Below are 23,256 nucleotides of genomic sequence, written 5' to 3'. Positions count from 1 at the left end.
GTTCGAATCCTCCTGAGCGCGCCACTTATTTAAAGTTAGTGATACTGTCATTAACTCTGCGCGTCCTTAGCTCAGCTGGATAGAGTACCTGGCTACGAACCAGGCGGTCGGAGGTTCGAATCCTCCAGGACGCGCCACTTATTCAAAGGGTCATTGCCCCTGATACTGTTAGCGATTATCGCTAATTAATATCAAAACTTTGCGCGCTCATAGCTCAGCTGGATAGAGTACCTGGCTACGAACCAGGCGGTCGGAGGTTCGAATCCTCCTGAGCGCGCCACTTATTTAAAGTTAGTGATACTGTCATTAACTCTGCGCGTCCTTAGCTCAGCTGGATAGAGTACCTGGCTACGAACCAGGCGGTCGGAGGTTCGAATCCTCCAGGACGCGCCACTTATTCAAAGGGTCATTGACCCTGATATTGTTAACGATTATCGCTGATTAATATCAAAACCTTGCGCGCTCATAGCTCAGCTGGATAGAGTACCTGGCTACGAACCAGGCGGTCGGAGGTTCGAATCCTCCTGAGCGCGCCATTTATTAAGAAGCCTCGCATTGTGCGGGGCTTTTTTTATGTTGGTTTTTTGTTGCTATTTTGTTAAATTGAAAATGGCAACTATTTGTTTTATCTTGTTAATCTGCAATGTTTTAACTCCCTCTCAGTATCTGCATCATTTTTTGATTAACGTAGCCGTATTGGCTAGTTAAATGCCCTTCTTAATAGAGAAAATTCAGAGTTTTGTGATTTGTGTGAGTAATTGTTCGCCGATTTTGTGTGTTATCTACAAGAGTCCCTTAAACAAAATTGACAATTATTAACCAATCGAGATAATCCTAGTCCACTTGCCAAGATCGCATTTGTAAAAATGCGTAGCAATTGTTGTCAGGATGACACAGAAAGGAAGCAACATGACTACTATTGGAAGCCTATTAGTTGACGCCGCCACCCTTATGATTACGGGGATGGCTGTAGTCTTTATTTTTCTAACTATTCTCGTTTATCTCGTTCGGTTAATGTCAACCTTGGTACCGGAAGAAGTACCACAACCGATCGCAGCGCCGATTCAACATCGAAAAGTTCAACCAACCCCTTCAGCTGTGAGCCCGCAAATTGTGGCGGCAATTTCTGCAGCAGTGCATCAGCACCGCGCATTAGCTAAATAGCATAGAAAGGATGAAAAGGAGTTTATGAGCATGTCTAAACCACTAGCTATTACGGATGTGGTCCTTCGTGATGCCCATCAGTCACTATTTGCCACGCGCATGCGTATCGAAGACATGCTGCCTATTGCAGCAGAGCTCGATAAGATCGGTTATTGGTCACTGGAAACTTGGGGAGGAGCAACGTTTGATGCTTGCATCCGTTTTCTCGGTGAAGATCCATGGGAGCGTTTACGTTCGCTTAAGCAAGCGATGCCCAATACCCCAATGCAAATGTTGCTACGCGGCCAGAATTTACTAGGCTATCGCCACTATGCTGACGATGTTGTTGAAAAGTTTGTCGAACGAGCTCACGCGAATGGTATGGATGTTTTCCGTATTTTTGATGCGATGAATGATGTTCGCAATTTTGAAAAAGCGGTCAAAGCGACAATTGATGTTGGCGCACACGCGCAGGGCACACTGTCTTACACCACTAGCCCTGTTCATAATTCAGATACTTGGGTTGATCTTGCCAAGCGGTTGGAAGATCTCGGCTGCCACTCTTTGTGTATTAAAGATATGTCTGGGTTGCTCAAGCCGTATGAAGCTGAAGATCTGATCACCCGTATTAAATCCTCTTGTGCCGTACCTTTAGCGTTGCACAGCCATGCAACGACTGGTCTTTCAGCGGCAACAGCCGTTAAAGCGGTAGAAGCTGGTATCGATATTTTGGATACCGCTATCTCTTCAATGAGCCAAACTTACGGGCACACACCAACCGAAACAGTGGTCGCTATGCTTGAAGGAACCGAGCGTGATACGGGCCTGAGCCTGACACAGCTTGAACCGATTGCCACTTATTTTCGTGAAGTGCGTAAGAAATACGCAAAATGGGAAGGGCAGTTAAAAGGTGTCGATTCTCGTATTCTTATTGCGCAGGTTCCTGGTGGTATGTTGACTAATATGGAAGGTCAACTAAAAGAACAAGGAGCGGCCGATCGCCTTGATGAGGTTCTTGAAGAGATCCCTCGTGTGCGAAAAGATTTAGGTTTCATTCCCCTTGTGACTCCAACATCTCAAATCGTGGGAACACAAGCGGTGATCAACGTCCTTACTGGCGAGCGCTATAAGAGCATCACGAAAGAAACTGCAGGGGTATTAAAAGGTGAATACGGTGCAACGCCTGCGCCAGTGAATGCTGAGTTGCAAGCCAAGGTGTTGGGTAATCTTACGCCGATCACTTGCCGTCCAGCCGATTTGTTGGATGCAGAAATGGCCGTGTTGACCACTGAATTGCTTGAAAAGGCAAAAGCAGAGGGAATTTCATTAGCTACAGATACGGTGGATGATGTTCTGACTTACGCATTGTTCCCACAAGTCGGTTTGAAGTTCTTGAAAAATCGTCACAATCCGGATGCATTTGAGCCTGCGCCAACCTTGGAGCCAGCCAAACCTACACCTGCTACCGTTGTGACAAAAGGTGGTATTGAAACCTACAGTGTTAAAGTGGATGGGCAAATTTACACGGTTGAAGTGGGGCCAGAAGGCCAGCTTAGCTCGATTTCTGCCAGCCAGTCTCAAGCAGCACAGTCACCAAGCGTGCCAGCAAGTAACAATGCAGAAGCCGTTCCTTCACCACTCGCTGGCAACATTTTTAAAGTGAATGTTCAAGCTGGTTCTGAGGTGTTAGAAGGGGATGTGTTAGTGATTCTGGAAGCGATGAAGATGGAAACCGAGATCCGTGCGGCACGTGGCGGTATTGTTCAAGATCTTCATGTCAAAGAGGGTGATGCTGTGACTGTTGGTGCACCATTGCTGAGCTTAGCGTAAGGGAGAACCATGGACGGATTACTGACCTTATGGTCTGAAACAGGGATCGCTAATTTTCAGCTAGGCCAAATCTGCATGATTTTGGTCGGTTGTTTACTGCTGTTTTTGGCTATTCGCAAAGGCTTTGAGCCACTGCTGTTATTGCCGATCGGCTTTGGTGCGATTTTAGCGAATATTCCGAATGCGGGTTTTACCGAACCCGGCGGTCTGCTTTATTACGTTTATCATGTTGGTATTGAGACGGGCGTTTTTCCACTGCTGATTTTTATGGGCGTGGGCGCGATGACCGATTTCGGGGCATTGATTGCAAACCCTAAAACGTTATGGCTAGGTGCGGCCGCTCAGTTTGGTATTTTCGCCACCCTGTTTGGTGCGATATTACTCAACTATGTACCGGGTATGGAATTTACCATGGCCGATGCTGCGTCCATCGCCATCATTGGTGGAGCCGATGGCCCAACCGCTATTTTCCTTGCCAGTAAATTATCGCCGGATTTATTAGGTGCAATCGCTGTGGCGGCTTATAGCTATATGGCATTAGTTCCTATCATTCAGCCACCGATTATGAAGGCACTTACAACACCTGAAGAGCGAAAAATCAAAATGGCTCAGCTACGCCACGTTGGGAAGACAGAAAAAATACTGTTTCCTTTGGCGGTGCTATTGATGACGATTCTATTTTTACCGTCAGCAACGCCATTAGTGGGTATGTTCTGTCTAGGTAATTTAATGCGTGAATCGGGTGTGGTTGAGCGTCTATCCAAGACAGCGCAAAATGAACTGATCAACATCGTTACTATCTTCTTAGGCTTAGGCGTTGGTTCTAAACTGCAGGCTGATAAGTTTTTGAACTTGGAAACATTAGGTATTTTGGCGCTCGGTGCTATTGCTTTCAGTATTGGTACGGCTGGTGGTGTGTTGATGGCGAAAGTGCTTAATAAATTCTCGAAAGAGGATATTAATCCTCTTATTGGCGCTGCTGGTGTGTCTGCGGTACCGATGGCGGCGCGAGTAGTGAACAAAGTGGGGCTTGAAGCTAATCCACAGAACTTCTTACTGATGCACGCCATGGGGCCAAATGTAGCAGGTGTACTGGGCTCTGCTGTTGCAGCAGGTGTTTTGCTTGCTCTTGTTGGCTAAGCCTAGACGAGCTGATGGTTATTTTGCGAGCTAAAGATTAACTAGAAGCAATAAAATGGTATATATTCAAAGGGATGCTGAGGCATCCCTTTCTTTTTATCAATAGGGAAGTTTGACATGGATAATAAACAGATCGCAATTACTGAGTTTGGTGGACCAGAGGTGCTCGTTATTCAAACTAGTGACGTTCCTCAACCTAAAGCTGGCGAAGTGTTAGTGAAAGTGGCTTTTGCTGGTGTAAACCCTATTGATGTAAAAACTCGGGCGGGTCTGGGGTGGGCTGCAGCGCAAAACAAAGATAAGCTGCCATGGGTGCCAGGTTACGATATTTCTGGACAAGTTGTTGAGGTGGGGGAAGATAATCGCCGCTTTCAAATTGGAGATAATGTGGCGGGCTTTGTTGGGTTTCCGTTGCGTGGCGGCGGTTACAGCCAATACCTGTGTGTGGCAGAAAGCGAACTCAGCCTTGTTCCTGATGCTGTGACCTTAGAAGCAGCAGCAGTGCTGCCACTGGCAGGGCAAACGGCGGCGCAAGCCCTAAATAAAGCGCAAGTGAAAGAGGGGGATCGCGTATTGATCCTCGCGGGCGCTGGTGGTGTCGGGCACTTAGCGGTACAAATTGCTTTAGCAGCAAAAGCCGAAGTGTATACCACGTGCAGCGAACAAAATTTGGATTATTTAGCGACTCTTGGTGCTCATGCGATTAATTACAATTTTGCTCCTGCTTCACAGCGTTTAGAAGAAGTGGATGTGCTGATTGATTTAGTCGGTGGTGATGCGGCTCTCGACGCTTTGAAATGCTTGAAAGATCATGCGCGTGTCGTTACTGTTCCGACTCTAAGTGCTGAGCTTATTTGTGAAAAAGCAAAATTACTTGGTTTTGAAGCCACAGGCATGTTAGTTGATCCTAATCCTGAACAGCTTGATACCATGCTTTATATGGTCAGCGTTGGCTTATTGAAAACGGAAATTCAAGCTGTTTATCCGATGGCGGAAGTGGCTGCGGCTCATCAACAGATTGAAACAGGCCATACTCGAGGCAAAGTTCTTCTTGATATGAAATGTTAGACATTTTTAGCACCTATTTGGAACCGCTCTCGTATTGGTTTGTTGGCTCTGCTCTGTGGGTGCTTTTTTTTAGTGGTTTTCTCAGTGCTACCTTATTACCGGGAAGCTCAGAAGCGAGTTTATTCGCCACATTAAGCCTGAATCAATTTCCCGTATTTTGGGTTATCGCCGTTGCAAGCGCTGGCAATACCCTCGGCGGTCTGACCAACTATTGGCTCGGTATCTGGTTGCCTAATCGAACTGAAAGCGAAAAGCACGGTCATAAAGCGTTAGCTTGGCTCAATAAATATGGTTATTGGGCTCTCTTATTTAGTTGGCTACCTGTGGTGGGTGATGTGCTTTGTTTGGCCGCAGGTTGGCTACGCATGAAATTTTTACCTACTTTTGTCATTATTTTGATCGGCAAAGCACTGCGTTACATCATGCTTGCCGCTGTATTCTATGGTTTTTTCTAAGGAGCTGTTATGAGAAAAATTTGGCTAGGTGCCCTTTCTCTTATTGCCATTTATGGTTGTTCATCAACGGTCGCACCTATCGCTTTTTTTTCATCATTACCGAAAGGGGTTACGCTGATTGAGCAAGTGGATGCTCAACCAGAAAAAGTGATGATCCCTTATGCAAAATATCAGCTCGATAATGGTCTTACTGTCGTGCTCTCACCGGATCACTCAGATCCTTTAGTGCATGTCGATGTCACTTATCATGTGGGTTCGGCACGTGAAGAGGTTGGAAAATCAGGGTTTGCTCATTTCTTTGAACACATGATGTTTCAAGGAACGGAGCACGTTGGCGATCAAGAACATTTTCGTTTGATCACCGAAGCGGGAGGAACCATGAATGGGAGTACCAACCGTGACCGTACTAATTATTACCAAACCGTGCCTTCAAATCAGCTAGAAAAAGTATTGTGGCTCGAATCTGATCGGATGGGATTTTTGCTCAACGCGGTTTCTCAACGTAAATTTGAGATCCAACGTGACACAGTAAAAAACGAACGCGCACAAAACTACGACAACCGCCCCTATGGCTTGATGTGGGAAAAAATGGCGGAGGCGATGTATGCCGAAGGACACCCTTATTCATGGCAAACCATTGGTTATGTCGAAGATCTTGACCGAGTGGACGTCAACGATCTTAAAGCGTTTTTCTTACGTTGGTATGGGCCGAATAATGCGGTGCTGACCATTGGTGGCGATATTGATGTTCAGCAAACACTTGAATGGGTTAATCAATATTTTGGCACCATACCGGCAGGCCCAGCCGTTGATAACGCACCTAAACAGCCGGCCCAGTTGGCGCAAGATCGTTTCATTACCTTGGAAGATCGCATTCAGCAACCCATGGTTGTGGTGGGCTGGCCGACAGAATATCGCGGTGCTCAAAGTCAAGCCTCGTTAGATGCGCTTGCCAAAGTGTTAGGCAGCGGTACCAATAGTTATCTCTACCAAGCGTTGGTCAAAACTCAAAAAGCCGTCAATGCGGGTGCATTCCAAGATTGCGCCGAATTGGCTTGTACCTTCTATGTTTATGCCATGGCCCCTTCGGGTGAAAAAGCTCAGCTTGCTCCCTTGTATCGAGAGTTAATGCAAACACTCAGTCAGTTTGAACAGCAAGGGGTAGATCAGAGTCGACTTGATCAAATTACCGGTATGGCGGAAGCGAATGCGGTCTTTGCGCTGCAAAGCGTATCTGGAAAAGTGACGCAGCTTGCGTCCAACGAAACGTTTTATGGGCAGCCTGATCGCCTAGAGCAGCAATTAGCTCAGATTCATGCGGTCACCCCAGAGTCAATTCAACAGGCTTATCAGCGCTTCATTGCTCATCAACATAAGGTTACCTTAAGTGTTGTGCCTACACATAAAGCCGAGCTTGCCGTTCAAAAAGCTAATTTCGTACCCCCTAAAAGAGTGCTGCCCGAGCATCAAACGATAACCGAAGATCAATTGGCTTATCGCCAGGTTGAAGATCAATTTGATCGCTCAATCATGCCTTCTGTGGCAAAAGGTGTGAAAGCACAAATGCCGACACTGTATGAACTCTATTTTGATAACGGTATTGAGTTATTAGCCACACAAACCAGCGAAACGCCGACCGTGCTAATTAATATCAATTTACCAGCAGGAGAGCGACATGCCGCGCGTGGCAAAGAAGGGTTAGCTAATTTAACCGCGGCGCTACTTGAAGAAGGCTCAACTCGACGCTCAGTGGAAGCCATTCAAGCTCAACTCGACACGTTAGGTTCGACTATCAGTGTTACTGCCAATGAGTATTCGACCAGTATTATGGTCTCTAGTTTGAAGAAGAATGTTGCAGCAACATTGGATGTGGTTGAAGAAGTTTTATTTCATCCTGCTTTCAAAGAGAGTGATTTTACACGGCTGAAGCAGCAGATGCTGGAAGGGTTGGTTTATCAGCATCAAACACCGGGATGGCTTGCTTCACAAGCTACTCGTCAAATACTGTTTGGCAACTCTATTTTTGCGCGTTCAAGTGAAGGTACTGAGCAATCACTAAACGATTTAACATTAGAAGATGTAAAACGCTTTTATGCGAAACATTACACGCCACATGGTACGCAAATCGTTGTCGTTGGCGATATTTCCAAAAAAGAGGTCGCTAAACAGTTAACCTTTTTAGGGCAGTGGCGCGGTGAAGCTTCTCCTTTGTTACGTCCCCAAGTAGTGAACCCACTGACAGAGCGGAAGATATATCTGGTTGATAAGCCTGATGCGCCGCAGAGCATCGTCCGTTTTGTGCGAAAAGGGTTGCCTTTCGATGCCACTGGCGAGCTTTTTCTCAGCCAACTGGCTAACTTCAATTTAGCGGGTAACTTTAACAGCCGCATTAATCAGAATTTGCGTGAAGATAAAGGCTACACCTATGGCGCTGGGAGTTATTTCGCGAGCAATCGAGAAGTGGGCGCTATCGTTTTCAATGCTCAAGTGCGTGCTGATGCCACTGTAGCTTCAATCGTTGAAATAGAAAAAGAGATGGCAACATTCAGTCAAAGTGGCTTAACCGACCAAGAGCTAAAATTTATGCGCCTTGCTGTCGGCCAACAAGATGCACTGACGTATGAAACACCATCACAAAAAGCGCAGTTGCTTAGTAATATTTTGACCTATAGTTTGGATGAAGATTACCTACAGCAACGAAATGAACTGGTAGAAAACGTAAAAAAATCAACGCTCAATAAACTCGCCGCTAAATGGTTTGCACCACAAGAGTATCAAATTATCGTGGTGGGTGATGCGAAAACGTTGAAGCCACAACTTGAAAAATTAGATATTCCCGTAGAAGAGCTTGAAATCATCCGCTAGAGTACACATTTATAGGGGGCAGCTTGTTTGCCTCCATTCTACTCTCTTGCTGAGTTAGAGCCGCTTTCATTCGGATCATTCACCTATAAGCGAATCATTATTTTGACTAATTTTGCCGCACGACTTGAACAAGTCACTAAAAAATCAGAAGTGTTTAAGCAGTTTGGCCGAGGCGTTGAGCGTGAAACGTTACGCTATACCCCAGAAGGCTCGTTAGCTCTGACTCCTCATCCAGAAGCACTCGGCAGCGCATTAACCAACCGTTGGATCACCACTGATTTTGCGGAGTCATTGCTTGAATTTATTACACCAGTCTCTCATGACGTGCCGACTTTACTCTCACAACTGGCGGATATTCACCATTTTGCTCAAACCAAATTGGGTGACGAAAAGATGTGGCCGCTTTCTATGCCTTGTTATGTTGGCAGCGAAGATGATATCGAACTGGCGCAATATGGTTCATCGAATACGGGTAAAATGAAAACCCTTTATCGAGAAGGCTTAAAGCGTCGTTACGGCAGCTTAATGCAGATCATTTCTGGCGTACATTTCAATTTTTCATTTCCAGAATCATTTTGGGATGCCTTGCATGGCGAGCAAACTGAATCCGAGCGTACTGAGACAAAATCGGAAGCCTATTTTGGTGTGATTCGTAATTACTACCGTTTTGGCTGGCTTATTCCCTATTTCTTTGGCGCATCACCTGCGTTATGTTCATCGTTTGTGCGCGGACGTGAAAGCCATCTGCCATTTGAAAATATTGGTAAAACGCTTTATTTGCCTCATGCTACCTCGTTGCGCCTCAGTGATTTAGGTTATACCAATAGCGCGCAAAGTGGCTTGCAAATTGGTTTTAATAGCTTGGATCAATATCTAGAAGGGTTGAATCAGGCGATCCGCACTCCATCAAAAGAGTTTGCAGAACTAGGCGTGTATGTCGATGGTGAACATCGTCAGCTCAACAGCAATGTTTTGCAGATAGAAAACGAACTCTATGCACCGATCCGTCCTAAACGTGTAGCCAAAAATGACGAAAAGCCGTCACAAGCGTTAGAGAGAGGCGGAGTCGAATACATCGAAGTGCGTTCGTTAGACGTAAACCCGTTTAGCCCGATTGGTATTACTGAAGATCAAGTGCGTTTTCTCGATCTATTCCTCACTTGGACAGCTCTTTCCGATTCAGATCCTATGGACAATTGTGAGCTGGCATGTTGGCGAGATAACTGGAACAAAGTGATTTTAGAAGGTCGTAAACCAGGTTTAGAGTTACAAATTGGCTGTCGCGGTGAGAAACTGACGCTGCAAGCGTGGGCGCATAATGTATTCGATGACTTACGCAAAATAGCGCAAGTAATGGATAGCGCTTGTGGTGGCAACGCATACCAAGCCGTATGCGAGAAACTAAGCTCGTGGATTGATAATCCAGAATTAACCTTTTCCGCCCAACTACTTGAACAGACTAAACAGTTTGGCGGGCTCGGTAAGGTAGGTTGTGCATTAGGAGCCGAATACCGACAAGCCAACCTGGCACATCACTATCAAACTTATTCTGAGTCTGTGATGGAAGAGGAAGTGCTGCGTTCTCGAGCCGCTCAGCAACAGATAGAACAACACGATACTCAAAGTTTTGAAGAATTTCTTGAAAGCTATTTTTCGTACCTAAAATGATCTCTCGATCATAATCTAACATTGATAGGCAGAGCATCGCTCTTTGCCAAATAAGGAGAAAGCAATGCCATTACTCGACAGTTTTACTGTAGATCACACTCGTATGCGTGCGCCTGCGGTACGTGTGGCAAAAAATATGCAGACGCCTAAAGGGGATACAATCACCGTATTTGATCTCCGTTTTACTGCTCCAAACAAAGATATTCTTTCAGAAAAAGGGATCCACACTTTAGAGCATTTATACGCTGGCTTTATGCGCGCGCACTTAAATGGTCATGATGTAGAAATCATCGACATCTCACCTATGGGCTGCCGCACAGGTTTTTACATGAGTTTGATTGGCGCGCCAACAGAAGCGCAAGTGGCGCAAGCGTGGTTAGCGGCGATGCATGATGTGCTAAAAGTAGAGAGCCAAGATCAGATCCCTGAACTAAACGAATACCAATGTGGTACAGCCTCAATGCACTCGTTAACAGAAGCTAAAGAGATTGCTCAAGCGATTATCACGGCAGGTATTGCGGTGAATAAAAATGATGAGCTTGCTTTACCTGAGTCGATGCTCAAAGAGCTGAAAGTGGATTAAAGATCGCCAGATCTGGCCCTTTAAAAACAAAAAGCTTGGCAGTGACCAAGCTTTTTTTCTTTCTTTTATGCAGTGACTGGCGATTAATGTTTTTTGGTTTTGCGTGGAAAGACTTTAACCTGCTTAATGCGGTTTTCTTCTACATCTACAATCTCCATCGCATGGCCAGAAACTTTGACACTTAAATGGCTACTTGGAATATCTTCAAGGTGCTCCAAAAGTAAACCGTTTAAGGTTCTTGGGCCCGTCGTTGGCAGTTTCCACTTCAGCCCTTTGTTAATGTCACGGATATTTGCGCTGCCATCAATCAAGAAGCTGCCATCACTTTGTGGTGTAATTTCATCGGCTAAGCTTGGTGCCATTGAGGTGGTGAATTCCCCCACAATCTCTTCGAGAATATCTTCAACAGTGATCAAGCCATTGATATCACCGTATTCATCAACGATCAGGCCAATCCGCTCTTTGTTGCGTTGGAATTTAAGCAATTGTACGTTGAGCGGTGTGCCTTCCGGGATGAAGTAGACTTCATCAGCGGCACGTAAAATCATCTCTTTATTGAACTCTTTTTTTTCCAACATCAAACGAGAAGCATCACGAAGGCGTAATATGCCCACCGCTTCATCAATTTTGTCTCGGTAAAGCACCACGCGTCCGTGTGGCGAGTGAGTTAACTGACGCACGATAGATTTCCAATCATCGTTAATATTGATACCAGTAATTTCGTTACGTGGGATCATGATGTCGTTCACCGTGACATGTTCGAGATCGAGAATGGAAAGCAGCATATCTTGGTGGCGACGAGGAATAAGGCCACCCGCTTCGTTGACGACGGTTCTCAACTCTTCAGAGCTTAGATGATCCTCCGCCCCATGCTTGGCCTTAAGGCCTAGTAAGCGGATGAAACCATTGGTGATGAAGTTAATGAACATCACCAATGGTGACAATATCTTCATTAAGAAGGTCAGTAAGATGCTGCTGGCGTAAGAGACGCGTTCAGGGTAAAGCGCTGCTAATGTTTTTGGCGTCACTTCAGCAAAAACCAGAACGACCAACGTCAGCGCACCAGTGGCAATGGCCACTCCTAGATCCCCATAAAGGCGCATACCAATAATAGTGGCAATTGCAGAAGCTAAAATATTGACTAGGTTGTTGCCAATGAGGATCAAACCAATGAGGCGATCTGGACGATCAAGCAGTTTTTCGACACGCTTTGCACCTTTGTGGCCGGTATTGGCCAAGTGCTTTAAGCGGTAGCGGTTCAAAGACATCATGCCGGTTTCTGAACCTGAAAAATAAGCCGAAATTACGATGAGACCCGCGAGTAGTGCAAACAATATACCCGTTGAAATGTCGTCCAAAACGTGGTTTTTCCTTATAAATAGTGTGATTAAGTAATGATCTAATTAAATGAATGTGTCAATACGCTATCAAACGTGTTGAGTTAGCTCAAAATGATTTCTTTTACAAAACGGCTACCAAAGTAGGCCAGTGTGAGTAAGGTTGCACCAGCGACAGCAAACCAAGTCACTTTTCTACCGCGCCAACCTTTTCGGTAATGTCCCCACAACAATACAGAATAGACAACCCAAGCAATGAAAGACAAAATGCCTTTATGCGCTTTGCCTTGAGCAAACATATCACCGACAAAATCAAAACCAGTAATCAAGGTACCAGTAAGTAATACGTTACCTATCAAGATGATTTTAAACAGTTGTCTTTCTACCATCAGTAGTGGTGGCAAATTGGGGTTGATGGTTAGCATCTTCTTTTTCTTTAGCTTGTAGTCCAGCCAAGCCAATTGCAAAGCGTAGAGTGCGCCAATCGAAAGGGTTGAATACGAAAATAGTGCTAGAGAAATATGCAACAACAGTGGCGGATTGTTTTCTAAGTGAGTCATGAACATGCTGGGAAGAAATGAGGCGGCGCTGACGTTGATCGCGGCGAAGCTATACACCACCGGCAACAGAAACCACAAGCGAGTTTTTAACATCGCAATGCTCATCACCAGTGAGATGATAAAGCTTATCAATGATGCCACATTGAGCATGCTGAGGTTTTGCCCATTAGCGTTGAAGATTAAATCACTCAGTAACCACGCATGAAAAGCCAGCGCCAGTGCTGAACTGAACAATACTGTCTGCGCACGAATCCCAGTTTGATTAACTAAGCCTGGAATAATGGTCGCTATGGATAAAAAATACAAAATAGTGGCGACTATTGCGATTAAGTTTTCCATACTTCTTACAAAATGGTGGCTGAATTGGAGAATTATACCTTGCATCACGATAATGAGCTACGTTGGATACCGATTGATTTGACATATACCCACCTTAGTTGAGGTCATGGTGCAAATAATTAACAGGGTGAAGGCTTTTATTCGATAAATCGCAGAGATAACTCTTTTTGCCCCCCCTGTTTTGGGGACCCAATGTTGCGTTTACGGGTTTAAGTCGCTTATCGCGAAGCGTCAATGGGTATGACTATTAGATTGGCTAAGGTATACTGACCGCAATTAATCGCCGAACTAGCGAAGAGACAACGATGTTTGAAAATTTAACGGATCGACTATCCAAGACGCTGAAAAATATCAGCGGCAAAGGCCGTCTCACCGAAGACAATATTAAAGAAACCCTACGCGAAGTGCGCATGGCGCTGCTTGAAGCGGACGTTGCACTGCCTGTAGTGCGTGATTTTGTCGCGCGCGTTAAAGAGGGCGCAGTGGGTGTTGAGGTGTCTAAATCGCTGACACCGGGACAAGAGTTCATCAAGATTGTTCAAGCGCAGCTTGAAGCGGTAATGGGCGAATCCAACGAAGCGCTTAACCTTGCAGCCCAGCCGCCAGCAGTGATTTTAATGGCGGGTTTACAAGGGGCGGGTAAAACCACCAGTGTTGGTAAGCTTGCTAAGCTGCTTAAAGAACGTGATAAAAAGAAAGTACTGGTGGTTTCGGCTGACGTTTATCGCCCAGCGGCCATAAAACAGCTTGAAACTCTAGCTAACGATCTGGACGTTGAATTTTTTCCTTCTTCAGCCGACCAAAAACCGATTGATATCGCCAATGCGGCCATTGACCATGCGAAGAAGAAATTCTTCGATGTGCTGATTGTCGACACTGCAGGCCGTCTTGCTATTGATGAACTGATGATGGCAGAGATCCAAGATCTGCATGCGGCTATTAATCCGATTGAAACATTGTTCGTTGTGGATGCCATGACGGGGCAAGATGCCGCGAACACCGCAAAAGCCTTTGGTGATGCGCTGCCGTTAACAGGGGTTATCTTAACCAAAGTTGATGGTGATGCTCGAGGTGGTGCCGCACTTTCCGTTCGTCATATCACCGGTAAACCGATTAAATTCTTAGGGGTCGGTGAAAAAACTGACGCGCTCGAGCCTTTCCATCCTGATCGTATTGCATCACGCATATTGGGAATGGGCGATGTTCTCTCATTAATTGAAGATCTACAACGTAATGTTGATCACGAGCAAGCAGAACGCCTAGCTAAAAAATTCAAGGAAAAGAAAGGATTTGATTTAGAAGATTTCCGCGAACAGCTCGGGCAAATGCAGAATATGGGCGGCATGATGGGCATGCTCGATAAACTGCCTGGCATGGCAAACCTACCTGCCAACGTGAAAGATAAGGTCGATGATAAGATGTTCAAGCAGATGGAAGCGATCATCTGTTCGATGACCATGCACGAGCGCCAGCACCCAGACATGATAAAAGGTTCACGTAAAAAACGTATCGCGACGGGTTCTGGCACCCAAGTACAAGATGTTAACCGCTTACTGAAACAGTTCACCCAAATGCAGAAAATGATGAAAAAAATGCAGAAAGGTGGCATGAAAGGCATGATGCGTAATATGCAAGGCATGATGGGCGGAATGGGTGGCATGGGTGGCGGCGGTTTCTTTGGTCGTTAACCTAACTCATTGCGATGCTTAAAATTTACTAAAGCGTGATGCTCATCACTGCAAAAGCATAATGCTTCTGCTGGTGAAAAAATAGCTAAACCCCTTGCAAAGCCTCGGAATAAGAGTAAAATTCCGAGGCTTTATTTTGGCACGAGACCCCAGACTGTTTTTCGTAAATGGTTTTTGGGGTTAATTTTATTATTGAGAAAGCAAAGAGGACGACATGGTAACCATTCGTTTGGCACGTCACGGCGCTAAAAAGCGTCCATTTTATCAAATCGTAGTTGCGGATAGCCGTAACGCAGTAACTGGCCGTTTCATCGAGAAAGTAGGTTTCTTTAATCCTACGGCTACTGGCCAAGAAGAAGGCCTACGTGTTGATCTAGATCGCGTTAACCATTGGGTTGGTCAAGGCGCATCTCTATCTGATCGCGTAGCTAAGCTAGTAAAAGACGCTCAAAAAGCGGCTTAATTCTTACTTTTATAGAAGAACATTAGCTTATGTCGATGAAAGGTAAAGAAACAATGAGCAAAGAAAACGAAAAGATTGTTATGGGCAAGTTTGGTGCTACCTATGGCATTCGTGGCTGGCTCAAAGTTTTTTCCTACACAGACGAAGCTGAAAGTATTTTTGATTACAGCCCTTGGTTTATTAACCAAAAAGGCCAGTGGATCGAGTACAAAGTAGAGAGTTGGAAGCGCCATGGTAAGAGTATGGTGGTAAAACTTGAAGGTTTAGATGTTCGAGAAGACGCACATCTACTCACCAACTTTGAAATTGCTATTGATCCCGCATCATTACCAGAATTGTCAGCAGATGAATTCTACTGGCGTGAATTGTTCGGTATGCAAGTTATTACCACCAAGGGGTATAACCTTGGTGAGGTCACTGACCTATTAGAAACTGGCTCCAACGATGTTCTGGTTGTGAAAGCGAATTTGAAAGATGCTTTTGGCCAAAAGGAACGGTTGGTACCGTACCTTGAAGAGCAAGTGATCAAGAATGTTGATCGCGAAGCTCGACGGATCGAAGTTGACTGGGATCCGGCATTCTAACTCTAAAATTTCAGAGCGAGAGAACACATGTGGGTTGGCGTTATAAGCCTATTTCCTGAAATGTTCCGTTCTGTTACTGATTTTGGAGTAACAGGTCAAGCGGTTAAAAAAGGTTTGCTGTCTATTGAAGCTTGGAATCCTCGAGATTTCACTCATGACAAACATCGCACCGTCGATGACAGACCTTACGGTGGTGGTCCTGGAATGCTCATGATGGTTCAGCCTTTGCGAGATGCCATTCATGCAGCAAAACAAGCCGCACCGGGAAAGACGAAAGTCATTTACCTTTCTCCTCAAGGTCGAAAACTCGACCAAAAAGGAGTTGAAGAGCTGGCCACGAATGAGAACCTAGTTCTTATTTGCGGACGCTATGAAGGGGTAGATGAGCGTATCATCCAATCAGAAGTTGACGAAGAATGGTCGATTGGTGATTTTGTGATGACAGGCGGCGAACTGCCAGCCATGACGTTGATTGATTCTGTCTCTCGGTTTGTTCCGGGAGTATTAGGAGATTTCGCATCAGCAGAAGAGGATTCTTTTGCAAATGGCTTGCTAGATTGCCCGCACTATACGCGTCCTGAAGTGTTAGATGGAAAAGAAGTACCTGCGGTACTGAAATCCGGTAATCACGAGGATATTCGTCGCTGGCGGCTGAAACAGTCGTTGGGCCGAACTTGGCATAGAAGGCCAGAGCTCCTGGAAAACCTAGCTCTGACTGACGAACAGGAACTATTACTGGTTGAGTTCATTAAAGAAACTCAAATACATCAGTAACCTATTTAATTTAGTATCAGTTTATTCTAGGAATTTTTAAAATGAGTAACATCATCAAGGCTCTTGAAGAAGAGCAAATGAAACAAGGCCTACCTAAATTCGCACCAGGTGACACTGTTGTTGTTCAAGTTAAGGTAAAAGAAGGTGATCGTGAGCGTCTACAGGCTTTTGAAGGCGTTGTAATTGCAATCCGTAACCGTGGCCTACACTCTGCATTCACTGTTCGTAAGATCTCTAACGGTGAAGGTGTTGAGCGTACGTTCCAAACTCACTCTCCAGTGGTTGATAGCATTGAAGTTAAACGCCGCGGTGCAGTACGTCGTGCCAAACTGTACTACCTACGTGAGCGTTCTGGTAAGTCAGCTCGTATCAAAGAGAAACTTGCTAAGAAGTAATGCTATAAACTAGCGTTCTCATAGTAATAAACAGGGGTCGAGTAATCGACCCCTGTTTTTATATGTGTTTTATATGTGCGCTAATATTGATCTTCTGACCAACCATCACTGTCTGACATATCCGGTGCACCGGGAATACTTTTTTCCTCATCGGCCCACTCGCCAAAATCGATCATCTGACACTGTTTGGAACAAAAAGGACGATAAGGGCTCTGTTCTCCCCATTCGACATCGGCTTTGCACTGTGGGCATTTTACAATGGTAATTTTCTTTGACATAACGGACTTCAAGTAACGATGGATAGGCGTAAGTGTATTACCTAACGCAATGGAAAGTAAGAGTCAGTCGGGAATTGAAGCGGAATTGATTAACAGCAGACGGCGAGATCAAACTCGATATCGCGCCCTGTTGCTTGGCCTGATTGGAATTCGATAAACTTAATCGCGAAGCGATTTTTATGTCCAGAGATCATGGGGTATACCCCATACTCAAGTGGGATCGACAAGCGCAAGATATTAGCGTCTTCTGCATCGCTTTGATAAAAACCTAATCGTGCTAGGCGTGCTTTAAAATGGCCCGTTTCACGGGTTAACTTCAGCCAAAGTTGCAACGCATCTGATAACGGTCGCAGCGTTTCCATCCATTGGTGCGCATCTTGGGTCTTCTTTTCTATCGGAATGTGTAGCCAGTAGTGCAGCGCTGGCAGGTCAAAACAGCACGACCCGCCCGGTAAATTAAAGCGTTGGCGAATCGTGCTTAAGAAACGATCTTCTTTAAGTGATTGACCAAAGCGTTCAGCGCTCATTAAATTACGATGTACCTCGTCGATCTCTTCAAGGAGCGATAGCAACATTTCTTGATCAACACCATCCACATTGAGCCAGCTACGGTAATTCAAACGCTGTTTTTCAATATCTTTAGCCAACTCGCTTTTGAGTTGGATCTGTTCGAAGATTTCGAGTAAATCAAACAATGAACGAAAGAAGAGTTGGTGTTGAATACCGTCACGAAACTGAGCGGAATGCATCAACTGGTTAAGCAGCGCTTCGACTCTTAAATAGATACGAGTTTTTTCGTTCAGTGGGTGTTCAAACTTATGCGTGGTCATCTAGCTAGCCTTAGGTCCGGTCTGGGTTATTCTTACAGACTTAGGCTGCATATGGCTAGATACTTTTTGTGTAATTCTGTGATTTGAGGCAAAAGTTTTTGGTTTTCTGCGCTATTTTTAATCACATCGTCAGCGTATTGCAATCTTTGCTCACGGCTCGCTTGAGCGGCTAAGATCGAACGTACTTGTTGCTCGGATACCTTGTCTCTTGCCATAGTGCGAGCGATTTGGGTTTTTAGATCAACATCAACCACTAAGATGCGATCAACTAAGGTTTGTAGGTTATTTTCTATCAATAATGGCACAACCAATAAAGCATAAGGCGAGGTGGTTTTTGCTAAATCAGCAATCATTTTTGCACGGATCATTGGGTGAAGAAGCTGATTAAGCCAAGCCTTTTCTTGTTCATCAGCAAAGATCTTTTCTCTTAACGCGGTGCGATCCAATTGTCCATCGGGCTTTAATATGGTGAGGCCAAAGTGCGCGCAAATCGCCGTTAATCCTTCACTACCTGGTTCGACGACTTCTCGAGCGATGATGTCAGCATCCACGACATCAATCGAGAAATGCTGCTGAAATAAATGAGCAACGGTGCTTTTTCCGCTGGCAATCCCGCCTGTTAAACCCACCACTAACCCCATGACGATAACCCCATAATTGAACCTAAATACCAACTCATAATATCGTTACCCCACAACAAGGTTAGCCAGCCAGCAATGGCGAGATAGGGGCCAAAAGGAAAGGCTTTGTCGATCCCTTTTTTTTGCAAGCGCAATTGAATTAGGCCAAAGACAATGCCAACCACAGATGACATGAGAATGATGATGGGCAGATATTGCCAGCCCAACCAAGCGCCGAGAGCAGCCAGCAGTTTGAAATCGCCATAACCCATTCCTTCTTTGCCTGTGACGAGTTTAAACAGCCAATAGACCGACCATAAGCTCAGATAGCCAGCAATGGCGCCGATCACCGCATCTTGCAAACTGACTGGGCTAATGTGCATCAATGATAAGCTGAGACCCGCCCACAGTAGTGGCAGTGTCAGCTTGTCGGGTAACAGCATGGTATCGAAATCGATAAACGTCGCCGCGATGAGCACAAAAGTGAAAAACAATAGCGCTAGTGAAAAATAACTAAAACCGAAGTGGCTAGCCACGACAAAGCTCATACTGGCGGTGAGCAGTTCAATCAAAGGATAGCGTGCACTGATCGGGCCTTGGCAACGGGAACATTTCCCTTTTAAAAAGAGCCAACTGAGTAGCGGAATATTGTCAATAATACGGATTGGCGCATCACAGTGTGGGCAGCTAGAACGGGGGACACTGAGCGTGAGTTGCCCTTCCGGTGGCGCAATGTGGTATTCGGGAAAGCAGTCAGCGCACTCTTGTCGCCATTCTCGCTCCATGATTTTGGGTAGACGATAAATGACCACATTGAGAAAACTCCCCACGATTAAGCCAAACAACGCTGCAAAAAGTGGAAAGAGCCAAGGGTAATAAATAAAAACTTCCATGCACAGACTCGATAAGTAAAAGATTAGCAGAGCTAATACTATCCTAATACACTCATTAAGTTAAAGATGGGCAAGTACATCGCCACCACCAAACCACCGACCACCGTACCCAAAAAGACAATGATCAATGGTTCGAGAATTTTGCCTAAGTTATCGACGGTATTATCGACTTCAAATTCGTAAATGGTGGCGACTTTATTGAGCATGTCATCCAATCGGCCTGATTCTTCACCAATCATCACCATTTGCAGCACCATTTCGGGAAAGGCTTCGGTATTACGCATCGCAATATACATTGGCATACCGGCTGCCGTATCACGATAGACCTCATTAATCGCTGTCTCAAAATGGACATTGCCAGCGGTTCTGGCGGTGGTTTTTAAGCTGGCTAAAATCGGAATGCCTGCACTAAAACTGGTGGCGAGTGTGCGACTGAATTTAGCAATAGAGGCTTTGCCTATTACCCCGCCAAGAATGGGAAACTTTAATCCTAATCGGCTGGTTTTTAAGCGTATTAAAAAAGATTTTTGCCGTACTGCTTTCACGGCAATTGTGGTGAGGATTATGATGATGATTACCCACAAACTGTAACTTTGCACCCAATGAGAGAGTTTCAATACTTGCTGTGTAAACCAAGGTAATTCGGCTCCGAATCCTTTGAACATGCTTTCAAACTCAGGGATCACCATAGTAAGCATTAAGTAAGAAACACCTAACGCGACCAACACCACCATGGTTGGGTAGATGAGTGCTTTAATGACTTTAGCGCGCAGTTGTTCACTTTTTTCTCGATAAGTCGCTAGCCGCTCAAACACTTCAGCCAAGTTACCTGACTGTTCACCTGTGTGAATGAGATCAACATACAAGGTATCGAAATGGGTGCTGGCGGTACGCATCGCTTTGGAAATTGGCGTTCCGGCTTCAACCCCTTTGGTGACTTGCGACAAAATGGATTTCATTTCGGCTTTGCGATGGTTATCTCCGACCAGTTTTAAGGCTTGTACGATGGGCACGCCCGTGGTCAGCATGGTCGCTAATTGGCGTGTCAGAATGGTGATGTCTCTGGCCTTCACGCGATGAGTCAAGCGGGTGATAAAAGAGACGCCCCCTTTTTTGATTTTTTTGATCTGAATGTGCTGCTCTTTAAGTTTGTCACGCACTTCCAGTTCGGTTAAAGCGAGAGTTTGGCCAGATACTTTTTTGCCCGAACTATTGATGCCTTTCCAACGATAATTTTTGAGTTCTGATTTGATTTTTGTGTTCATACAATAGAGTCACTCAATGGCTAGCTAAGAGGGATCAAAGCGTTAGAAATAGAGCACGCGTTGCAGCTCTTTGAAGCTGGTGACGCCGTTTTTGAGCTTTTCAATGCCTGATTCTTGTAGTGTCTGCATTCCGTTGGCTTTCGCGATCTGCTCTATTTGATGAATGCTTGCTTTTTGCATAATCGCTTCGGCCAGCTGTGGGTTAAACGCCATCACTTCATAGATGCCGACTCGACCTGAATAGCCCCCTGTGCATTCGTTGCAACCATGCGGGTTCGCTTCATAAATGGTTTCCGTCGCTAGCAGTTGAAAATGTTGCTGCAACTGTATTGAGGGCACGACGGCAATTTTGCAGTGCCGACAAAGGCGACGAGCTAAACGCTGGGCAATAATTAAACTGAGTGAAGAGGCTAAGTTAAACGCTTCAATTCCCATATTACTTAAGCGAATTACCGTTTCGGCGGCGGAGTTAGTATGCAAGGTAGAAAGAACTAAATGCCCGGTTTGTGCCGCTTTCACGGCGATTTCGGCAGTTTCTAAATCGCGGATTTCGCCAACCATCACAATGTCGGGATCTTGCCGTAAGAAGGAGCGTAATGCTTGCGCAAAGCCAAAGCCAATTTTTGGCTGCACTTGAACTTGGTTGATACCGGATAAGTTAATTTCAACCGGATCTTCAGCGGTAGAAATGTTCACTTCAGCAGTATTTAAAATGCGTAGCCCCGTATAGAGCGAGACGGTTTTTCCACTGCCCGTTGGGCCCGTCATTAAAATCATCCCTTGTGGTTTTTTCAGCGCAGCTAAGTAGAGTTGTTTTTGCTGGTCGTTATAACCCAATTTGTCGATATCTAAGTTAGCAGCACTGCTATCAAGTAGGCGCAGTACGATTTTTTCACCCCATAAAGTGGGGAGGCTGGAAACGCGCATATCGATGGCGGTGTCTTGATTCAACCGCAGTTTAATTCGTCCATCTTGTGGTAAGCGCCGCTCGGCAATATCGAGTTTGGATAAAATTTTAAGCCGCGCGGCAAGCCGGCGACTTAAGTTGCTTGAGGGACGCTGCGTTTCCACCAAAATACCATCACAGCGCAATCGTACTCGGTAAAGCGCTTCGTACGGTTCGAAATGGATGTCTGATGCGCCTTTTCGCACCGCATCAAGCAGGATTTGGTTAATAAAGCGACTGACTGGGGCGTCATCTTGGCTGAGGTCTTCAATCGATTGAATCTCATCATCAGACAGCTTAACTAAGTTTGCCAGTTCATCTTGGCTGATCTCTTTCCCTGAGGAAGAGGATCCTTGAATTGTTCGACCATACAAGCGCCTGATGGCTGCTTGCAGCGCTTTGTAGTCGGCTAAAACCAGTTCAACTTGTAAGCCTGTCGCGAAGCGAAAATCATCTTCCACTTGTAAATGGGTCGGGTCGGAAACCGCGATGGTCAGGGTTTGGCCATTATGGGCAATCGGCAGTGCTTGGTAACGGGTGATGAGATCACGCAAACCAAGCTGTTGGCAGAGCAGTGGGTAGTCGTAGCGGGTTAAGTCGGTGTCCGGTAGGCCGAAAAGGGTACTTAACTGCTCAGTCAGATCATGAGGATGGAAAAAATCCAAAGCGAGCAAAGCTTCTGGCACACTCGCACCAGACGCTTTGATATGTTCAATAACTGCGTGTTCTTGCGTCGGGCTCAATATCTGAGCCTGACGCAGAATCGCAGGGAGGTTGGTTAGCATTTTATCAAGGAATCGTTCTTAAGCATCCTTTAAGATCTTTTTCCAATAATGCTTCGGGAATATCATGCGTGCACTTCCAGCCTGAATTTGTACGTGTGTATGTTATTTTTTTATCTTTTATAGATGCATCAGCATTATTGACAGTAAAAACTAAGGTTCCATTTGTAGGTGTGGTGGCATTCTTAGTTAATGCTAGGGTCCCCATTGCGCTCATATCTGAAGCTGCACCAACTTCGCTCGCTTCTGTTGTTTCAGGGAAACTGCCTTTTTCTTGTGTATATAAATCAATATTTGTAAGTAATGTTCTAGGAATACTGACGGCTGTATTAGACTCTGTTTTGATCAAATAGCTCTTATATGCAGGGATTGCAATCGCGCTAAGTACACCAATAATTCCTACCACAATCATCAATTCAATTAAGGTAAAACCACTTTGTTTCGTTTTCTTATTTGTGTTCATTATTTGTTTTGCTCCGTTTGAACGCATAAGGATGGGCAGAGCATAAGAAGCTTGTGGGTTGGTGGGAATGAGATAAAGAGCAGTGCGCGAGCGATTTGGATTTTTTACCTGTTTAGTTGCATATATCAATCACTGAAATACGACTGACTTAAAAATGCCGTCTTGATTTTGATACGCAAGCAATAAAAAAGGAAGCTCGCCCGGCTTCCTTAACTATTTGAAATTTTTGATCTTTATTCCAATAATTGATGTAATTAATTACTGAAAGCGCATTGAGAGATCGAGTG

General features: G+C 45.2%; 22 protein-coding genes and 4 tRNA genes. 17 read left to right on the top strand and 9 right to left on the bottom strand.

Annotated features, from left to right (window positions below; all coding sequences use genetic code 11):
* Positions 1 to 60: 60 nt before the first annotated feature.
* The 12 genes from AACQ17_RS11725 (at position 61) to luxS (ending at position 10,752) form a co-directional block, all read left to right on the top strand.
* Positions 61 to 137, top strand: a tRNA-Arg gene (locus tag AACQ17_RS11725).
* 66 nt (positions 138 to 203) lie between these two features.
* A tRNA-Arg gene (locus AACQ17_RS11720) sits at positions 204 to 280 on the top strand.
* A gap of 36 nt (positions 281 to 316) precedes the next feature.
* Positions 317 to 393: transfer RNA gene (locus AACQ17_RS11715), tRNA-Arg, on the top strand.
* A 66-nt stretch (positions 394 to 459) separates the two neighbouring features.
* A tRNA-Arg gene (locus AACQ17_RS11710) sits at positions 460 to 536 on the top strand.
* Between the two features lie 373 nt (positions 537 to 909).
* Positions 910 to 1,164, top strand: a complete 255-nt coding sequence (locus AACQ17_RS11705; RefSeq protein ID WP_038148642.1) for an oxaloacetate decarboxylase subunit gamma — start codon at positions 910 to 912, stop codon at positions 1,162 to 1,164.
* A gap of 30 nt (positions 1,165 to 1,194) precedes the next feature.
* Positions 1,195 to 2,973 (top strand): sodium-extruding oxaloacetate decarboxylase subunit alpha, encoded by a 1,779-nt coding sequence (gene oadA, locus AACQ17_RS11700; RefSeq protein WP_094147989.1) that lies wholly within the window; start codon positions 1,195 to 1,197, stop codon positions 2,971 to 2,973.
* Positions 2,974 to 2,982: 9 nt separating this feature from the next.
* Positions 2,983 to 4,113, top strand: a complete 1,131-nt coding sequence (locus AACQ17_RS11695; protein WP_013857700.1) for a sodium ion-translocating decarboxylase subunit beta — start codon at positions 2,983 to 2,985, stop codon at positions 4,111 to 4,113.
* 117 nt (positions 4,114 to 4,230) lie between these two features.
* Complete coding sequence (locus AACQ17_RS11690; RefSeq protein WP_017045772.1) at positions 4,231 to 5,181, top strand: NADP-dependent oxidoreductase; 951 nt, start codon at positions 4,231 to 4,233, stop codon at positions 5,179 to 5,181.
* Positions 5,175 to 5,636, top strand: coding sequence for a YqaA family protein (locus AACQ17_RS11685; RefSeq protein WP_094147987.1), 462 nt, complete (start codon positions 5,175 to 5,177; stop codon positions 5,634 to 5,636). The genes AACQ17_RS11690 and AACQ17_RS11685 overlap by 7 nt, the downstream gene beginning before the upstream one ends.
* A 9-nt stretch (positions 5,637 to 5,645) precedes the next feature.
* Positions 5,646 to 8,501: a M16 family metallopeptidase gene (locus AACQ17_RS11680; RefSeq protein WP_094147985.1), complete on the top strand. Its 2,856-nt coding sequence runs from the start codon at positions 5,646 to 5,648 to the stop codon at positions 8,499 to 8,501.
* A gap of 102 nt (positions 8,502 to 8,603) precedes the next feature.
* Positions 8,604 to 10,169 (top strand): glutamate--cysteine ligase, encoded by a 1,566-nt coding sequence (gene gshA / locus AACQ17_RS11675; RefSeq protein ID WP_094147990.1) that lies wholly within the window; start codon positions 8,604 to 8,606, stop codon positions 10,167 to 10,169.
* 64 nt (positions 10,170 to 10,233) lie between these two features.
* The gene (gene luxS / locus AACQ17_RS11670; protein ID WP_094147983.1) at positions 10,234 to 10,752 is read left to right on the top strand and encodes an S-ribosylhomocysteine lyase; all 519 of its coding nucleotides are present in this window, start codon (positions 10,234 to 10,236) and stop codon (positions 10,750 to 10,752) included.
* 83 nt (positions 10,753 to 10,835) lie between these two features.
* Here luxS and AACQ17_RS11665 read toward each other — a convergent pair whose 3' ends face one another.
* Positions 10,836 to 12,110 carry an HlyC/CorC family transporter gene (locus AACQ17_RS11665; RefSeq protein ID WP_017046996.1) on the bottom strand — a complete coding sequence of 425 codons (1,275 nt, stop codon included), beginning with the start codon at positions 12,108 to 12,110 and terminating at the stop codon, positions 10,836 to 10,838.
* 83 nt (positions 12,111 to 12,193) lie between these two features.
* Positions 12,194 to 12,988, bottom strand: a complete 795-nt coding sequence (locus tag AACQ17_RS11660; protein WP_026027563.1) for a cytochrome C assembly family protein — start codon at positions 12,986 to 12,988, stop codon at positions 12,194 to 12,196.
* 305 nt (positions 12,989 to 13,293) lie between these two features.
* Between AACQ17_RS11660 and ffh the strand changes: the two genes are divergently transcribed.
* The 5 genes from ffh (at position 13,294) to rplS (ending at position 16,892) form a co-directional block, all read left to right on the top strand.
* The gene (gene ffh, locus AACQ17_RS11655) at positions 13,294 to 14,676 is read left to right on the top strand and encodes a signal recognition particle protein (RefSeq protein ID WP_019281904.1); all 1,383 of its coding nucleotides are present in this window, start codon (positions 13,294 to 13,296) and stop codon (positions 14,674 to 14,676) included.
* A gap of 214 nt (positions 14,677 to 14,890) precedes the next feature.
* On the top strand, positions 14,891 to 15,139 hold the full coding sequence (gene rpsP, locus AACQ17_RS11650; protein WP_010319522.1) for a 30S ribosomal protein S16: 249 nt from the start codon (positions 14,891 to 14,893) through the stop codon (positions 15,137 to 15,139).
* A 29-nt stretch (positions 15,140 to 15,168) separates the two neighbouring features.
* Positions 15,169 to 15,723, top strand: coding sequence for a ribosome maturation factor RimM (rimM, locus tag AACQ17_RS11645; protein WP_013857691.1), 555 nt, complete (start codon positions 15,169 to 15,171; stop codon positions 15,721 to 15,723).
* A gap of 27 nt (positions 15,724 to 15,750) precedes the next feature.
* Entirely contained in the window at positions 15,751 to 16,497 is a 747-nt protein-coding gene (trmD, locus tag AACQ17_RS11640) for a tRNA (guanosine(37)-N1)-methyltransferase TrmD (RefSeq protein WP_010319524.1), read from the top strand.
* A 41-nt stretch (positions 16,498 to 16,538) separates the two neighbouring features.
* Positions 16,539 to 16,892 carry a 50S ribosomal protein L19 gene (gene rplS / locus AACQ17_RS11635; RefSeq protein ID WP_010319525.1) on the top strand — a complete coding sequence of 118 codons (354 nt, stop codon included), beginning with the start codon at positions 16,539 to 16,541 and terminating at the stop codon, positions 16,890 to 16,892.
* 80 nt (positions 16,893 to 16,972) lie between these two features.
* Here the strand turns inward: rplS and yacG are convergent, their stop codons facing one another.
* The 7 genes from yacG to AACQ17_RS11600 form a co-directional block, all read right to left on the bottom strand.
* Complete coding sequence (gene yacG, locus AACQ17_RS11630) at positions 16,973 to 17,170, bottom strand: DNA gyrase inhibitor YacG (RefSeq protein ID WP_010319526.1); 198 nt, start codon at positions 17,168 to 17,170, stop codon at positions 16,973 to 16,975.
* A gap of 89 nt (positions 17,171 to 17,259) precedes the next feature.
* Positions 17,260 to 18,000: a cell division protein ZapD gene (gene zapD, locus AACQ17_RS11625; RefSeq protein ID WP_013857689.1), complete on the bottom strand. Its 741-nt coding sequence runs from the start codon at positions 17,998 to 18,000 to the stop codon at positions 17,260 to 17,262.
* 32 nt (positions 18,001 to 18,032) lie between these two features.
* Complete coding sequence (coaE, locus tag AACQ17_RS11620; protein ID WP_013857688.1) at positions 18,033 to 18,641, bottom strand: dephospho-CoA kinase; 609 nt, start codon at positions 18,639 to 18,641, stop codon at positions 18,033 to 18,035.
* On the bottom strand, positions 18,632 to 19,513 hold the full coding sequence (locus AACQ17_RS11615) for a prepilin peptidase (protein ID WP_088720881.1): 882 nt from the start codon (positions 19,511 to 19,513) through the stop codon (positions 18,632 to 18,634). Before AACQ17_RS11615 ends, coaE begins: the two co-directional genes overlap by 10 nt.
* Positions 19,514 to 19,551: 38 nt before the next feature.
* Positions 19,552 to 20,778, bottom strand: a complete 1,227-nt coding sequence (locus AACQ17_RS11610; RefSeq protein ID WP_094147981.1) for a type II secretion system F family protein — start codon at positions 20,776 to 20,778, stop codon at positions 19,552 to 19,554.
* A 42-nt stretch (positions 20,779 to 20,820) separates the two neighbouring features.
* Positions 20,821 to 22,509, bottom strand: coding sequence for a type IV-A pilus assembly ATPase PilB (gene pilB / locus AACQ17_RS11605; RefSeq protein ID WP_094147979.1), 1,689 nt, complete (start codon positions 22,507 to 22,509; stop codon positions 20,821 to 20,823).
* A gap of 4 nt (positions 22,510 to 22,513) precedes the next feature.
* Positions 22,514 to 23,098: a pilin gene (locus tag AACQ17_RS11600; protein ID WP_094167652.1), complete on the bottom strand. Its 585-nt coding sequence runs from the start codon at positions 23,096 to 23,098 to the stop codon at positions 22,514 to 22,516.
* Positions 23,099 to 23,256: the final 158 nt, after the last annotated feature.

The organism is Vibrio sp. V10_P2A27P122, from assembly GCF_963874335.1.
Taxonomy (GTDB): domain Bacteria; phylum Pseudomonadota; class Gammaproteobacteria; order Enterobacterales; family Vibrionaceae; genus Vibrio; species Vibrio anguillarum.
The sequence above is the reverse complement of the archived record's forward strand: the minus strand, read 5'-3'. Positions and strand labels throughout refer to the sequence as shown.

Excerpts from the sequence above, each read along its gene's own strand:
- AACQ17_RS11705 (WP_038148642.1), top strand. The coding sequence starts at position 910 with ATGACTACTATTGGAAGCCTATTAGTTGACGCCGCCACCCTTATGATT.
- oadA (WP_094147989.1), top strand. The coding sequence starts at position 1,195 with ATGTCTAAACCACTAGCTATTACGGATGTGGTCCTTCGTGATGCCCAT.
- AACQ17_RS11695 (WP_013857700.1), top strand. The coding sequence starts at position 2,983 with ATGGACGGATTACTGACCTTATGGTCTGAAACAGGGATCGCTAATTTT.
- AACQ17_RS11690 (WP_017045772.1), top strand. The coding sequence starts at position 4,231 with ATGGATAATAAACAGATCGCAATTACTGAGTTTGGTGGACCAGAGGTG.
- AACQ17_RS11685 (WP_094147987.1), top strand. The coding sequence starts at position 5,175 with ATGTTAGACATTTTTAGCACCTATTTGGAACCGCTCTCGTATTGGTTT.
- AACQ17_RS11680 (WP_094147985.1), top strand. The coding sequence starts at position 5,646 with ATGAGAAAAATTTGGCTAGGTGCCCTTTCTCTTATTGCCATTTATGGT.
- luxS (WP_094147983.1), top strand. The coding sequence starts at position 10,234 with ATGCCATTACTCGACAGTTTTACTGTAGATCACACTCGTATGCGTGCG.
- AACQ17_RS11660 (WP_026027563.1), bottom strand. The coding sequence starts at position 12,988 with ATGGAAAACTTAATCGCAATAGTCGCCACTATTTTGTATTTTTTATCC.
- ffh (WP_019281904.1), top strand. The coding sequence starts at position 13,294 with ATGTTTGAAAATTTAACGGATCGACTATCCAAGACGCTGAAAAATATC.
- rpsP (WP_010319522.1), top strand. The coding sequence starts at position 14,891 with ATGGTAACCATTCGTTTGGCACGTCACGGCGCTAAAAAGCGTCCATTT.
- rimM (WP_013857691.1), top strand. The coding sequence starts at position 15,169 with ATGTCGATGAAAGGTAAAGAAACAATGAGCAAAGAAAACGAAAAGATT.
- trmD (WP_010319524.1), top strand. The coding sequence starts at position 15,751 with ATGTGGGTTGGCGTTATAAGCCTATTTCCTGAAATGTTCCGTTCTGTT.
- rplS (WP_010319525.1), top strand. The coding sequence starts at position 16,539 with ATGAGTAACATCATCAAGGCTCTTGAAGAAGAGCAAATGAAACAAGGC.
- yacG (WP_010319526.1), bottom strand. The coding sequence starts at position 17,170 with ATGTCAAAGAAAATTACCATTGTAAAATGCCCACAGTGCAAAGCCGAT.
- zapD (WP_013857689.1), bottom strand. The coding sequence starts at position 18,000 with ATGACCACGCATAAGTTTGAACACCCACTGAACGAAAAAACTCGTATC.
- coaE (WP_013857688.1), bottom strand. The coding sequence starts at position 18,641 with ATGGGGTTAGTGGTGGGTTTAACAGGCGGGATTGCCAGCGGAAAAAGC.
- AACQ17_RS11615 (WP_088720881.1), bottom strand. The coding sequence starts at position 19,513 with ATGGAAGTTTTTATTTATTACCCTTGGCTCTTTCCACTTTTTGCAGCG.
- AACQ17_RS11610 (WP_094147981.1), bottom strand. The coding sequence starts at position 20,778 with ATGAACACAAAAATCAAATCAGAACTCAAAAATTATCGTTGGAAAGGC.
- pilB (WP_094147979.1), bottom strand. The coding sequence starts at position 22,509 with ATGCTAACCAACCTCCCTGCGATTCTGCGTCAGGCTCAGATATTGAGC.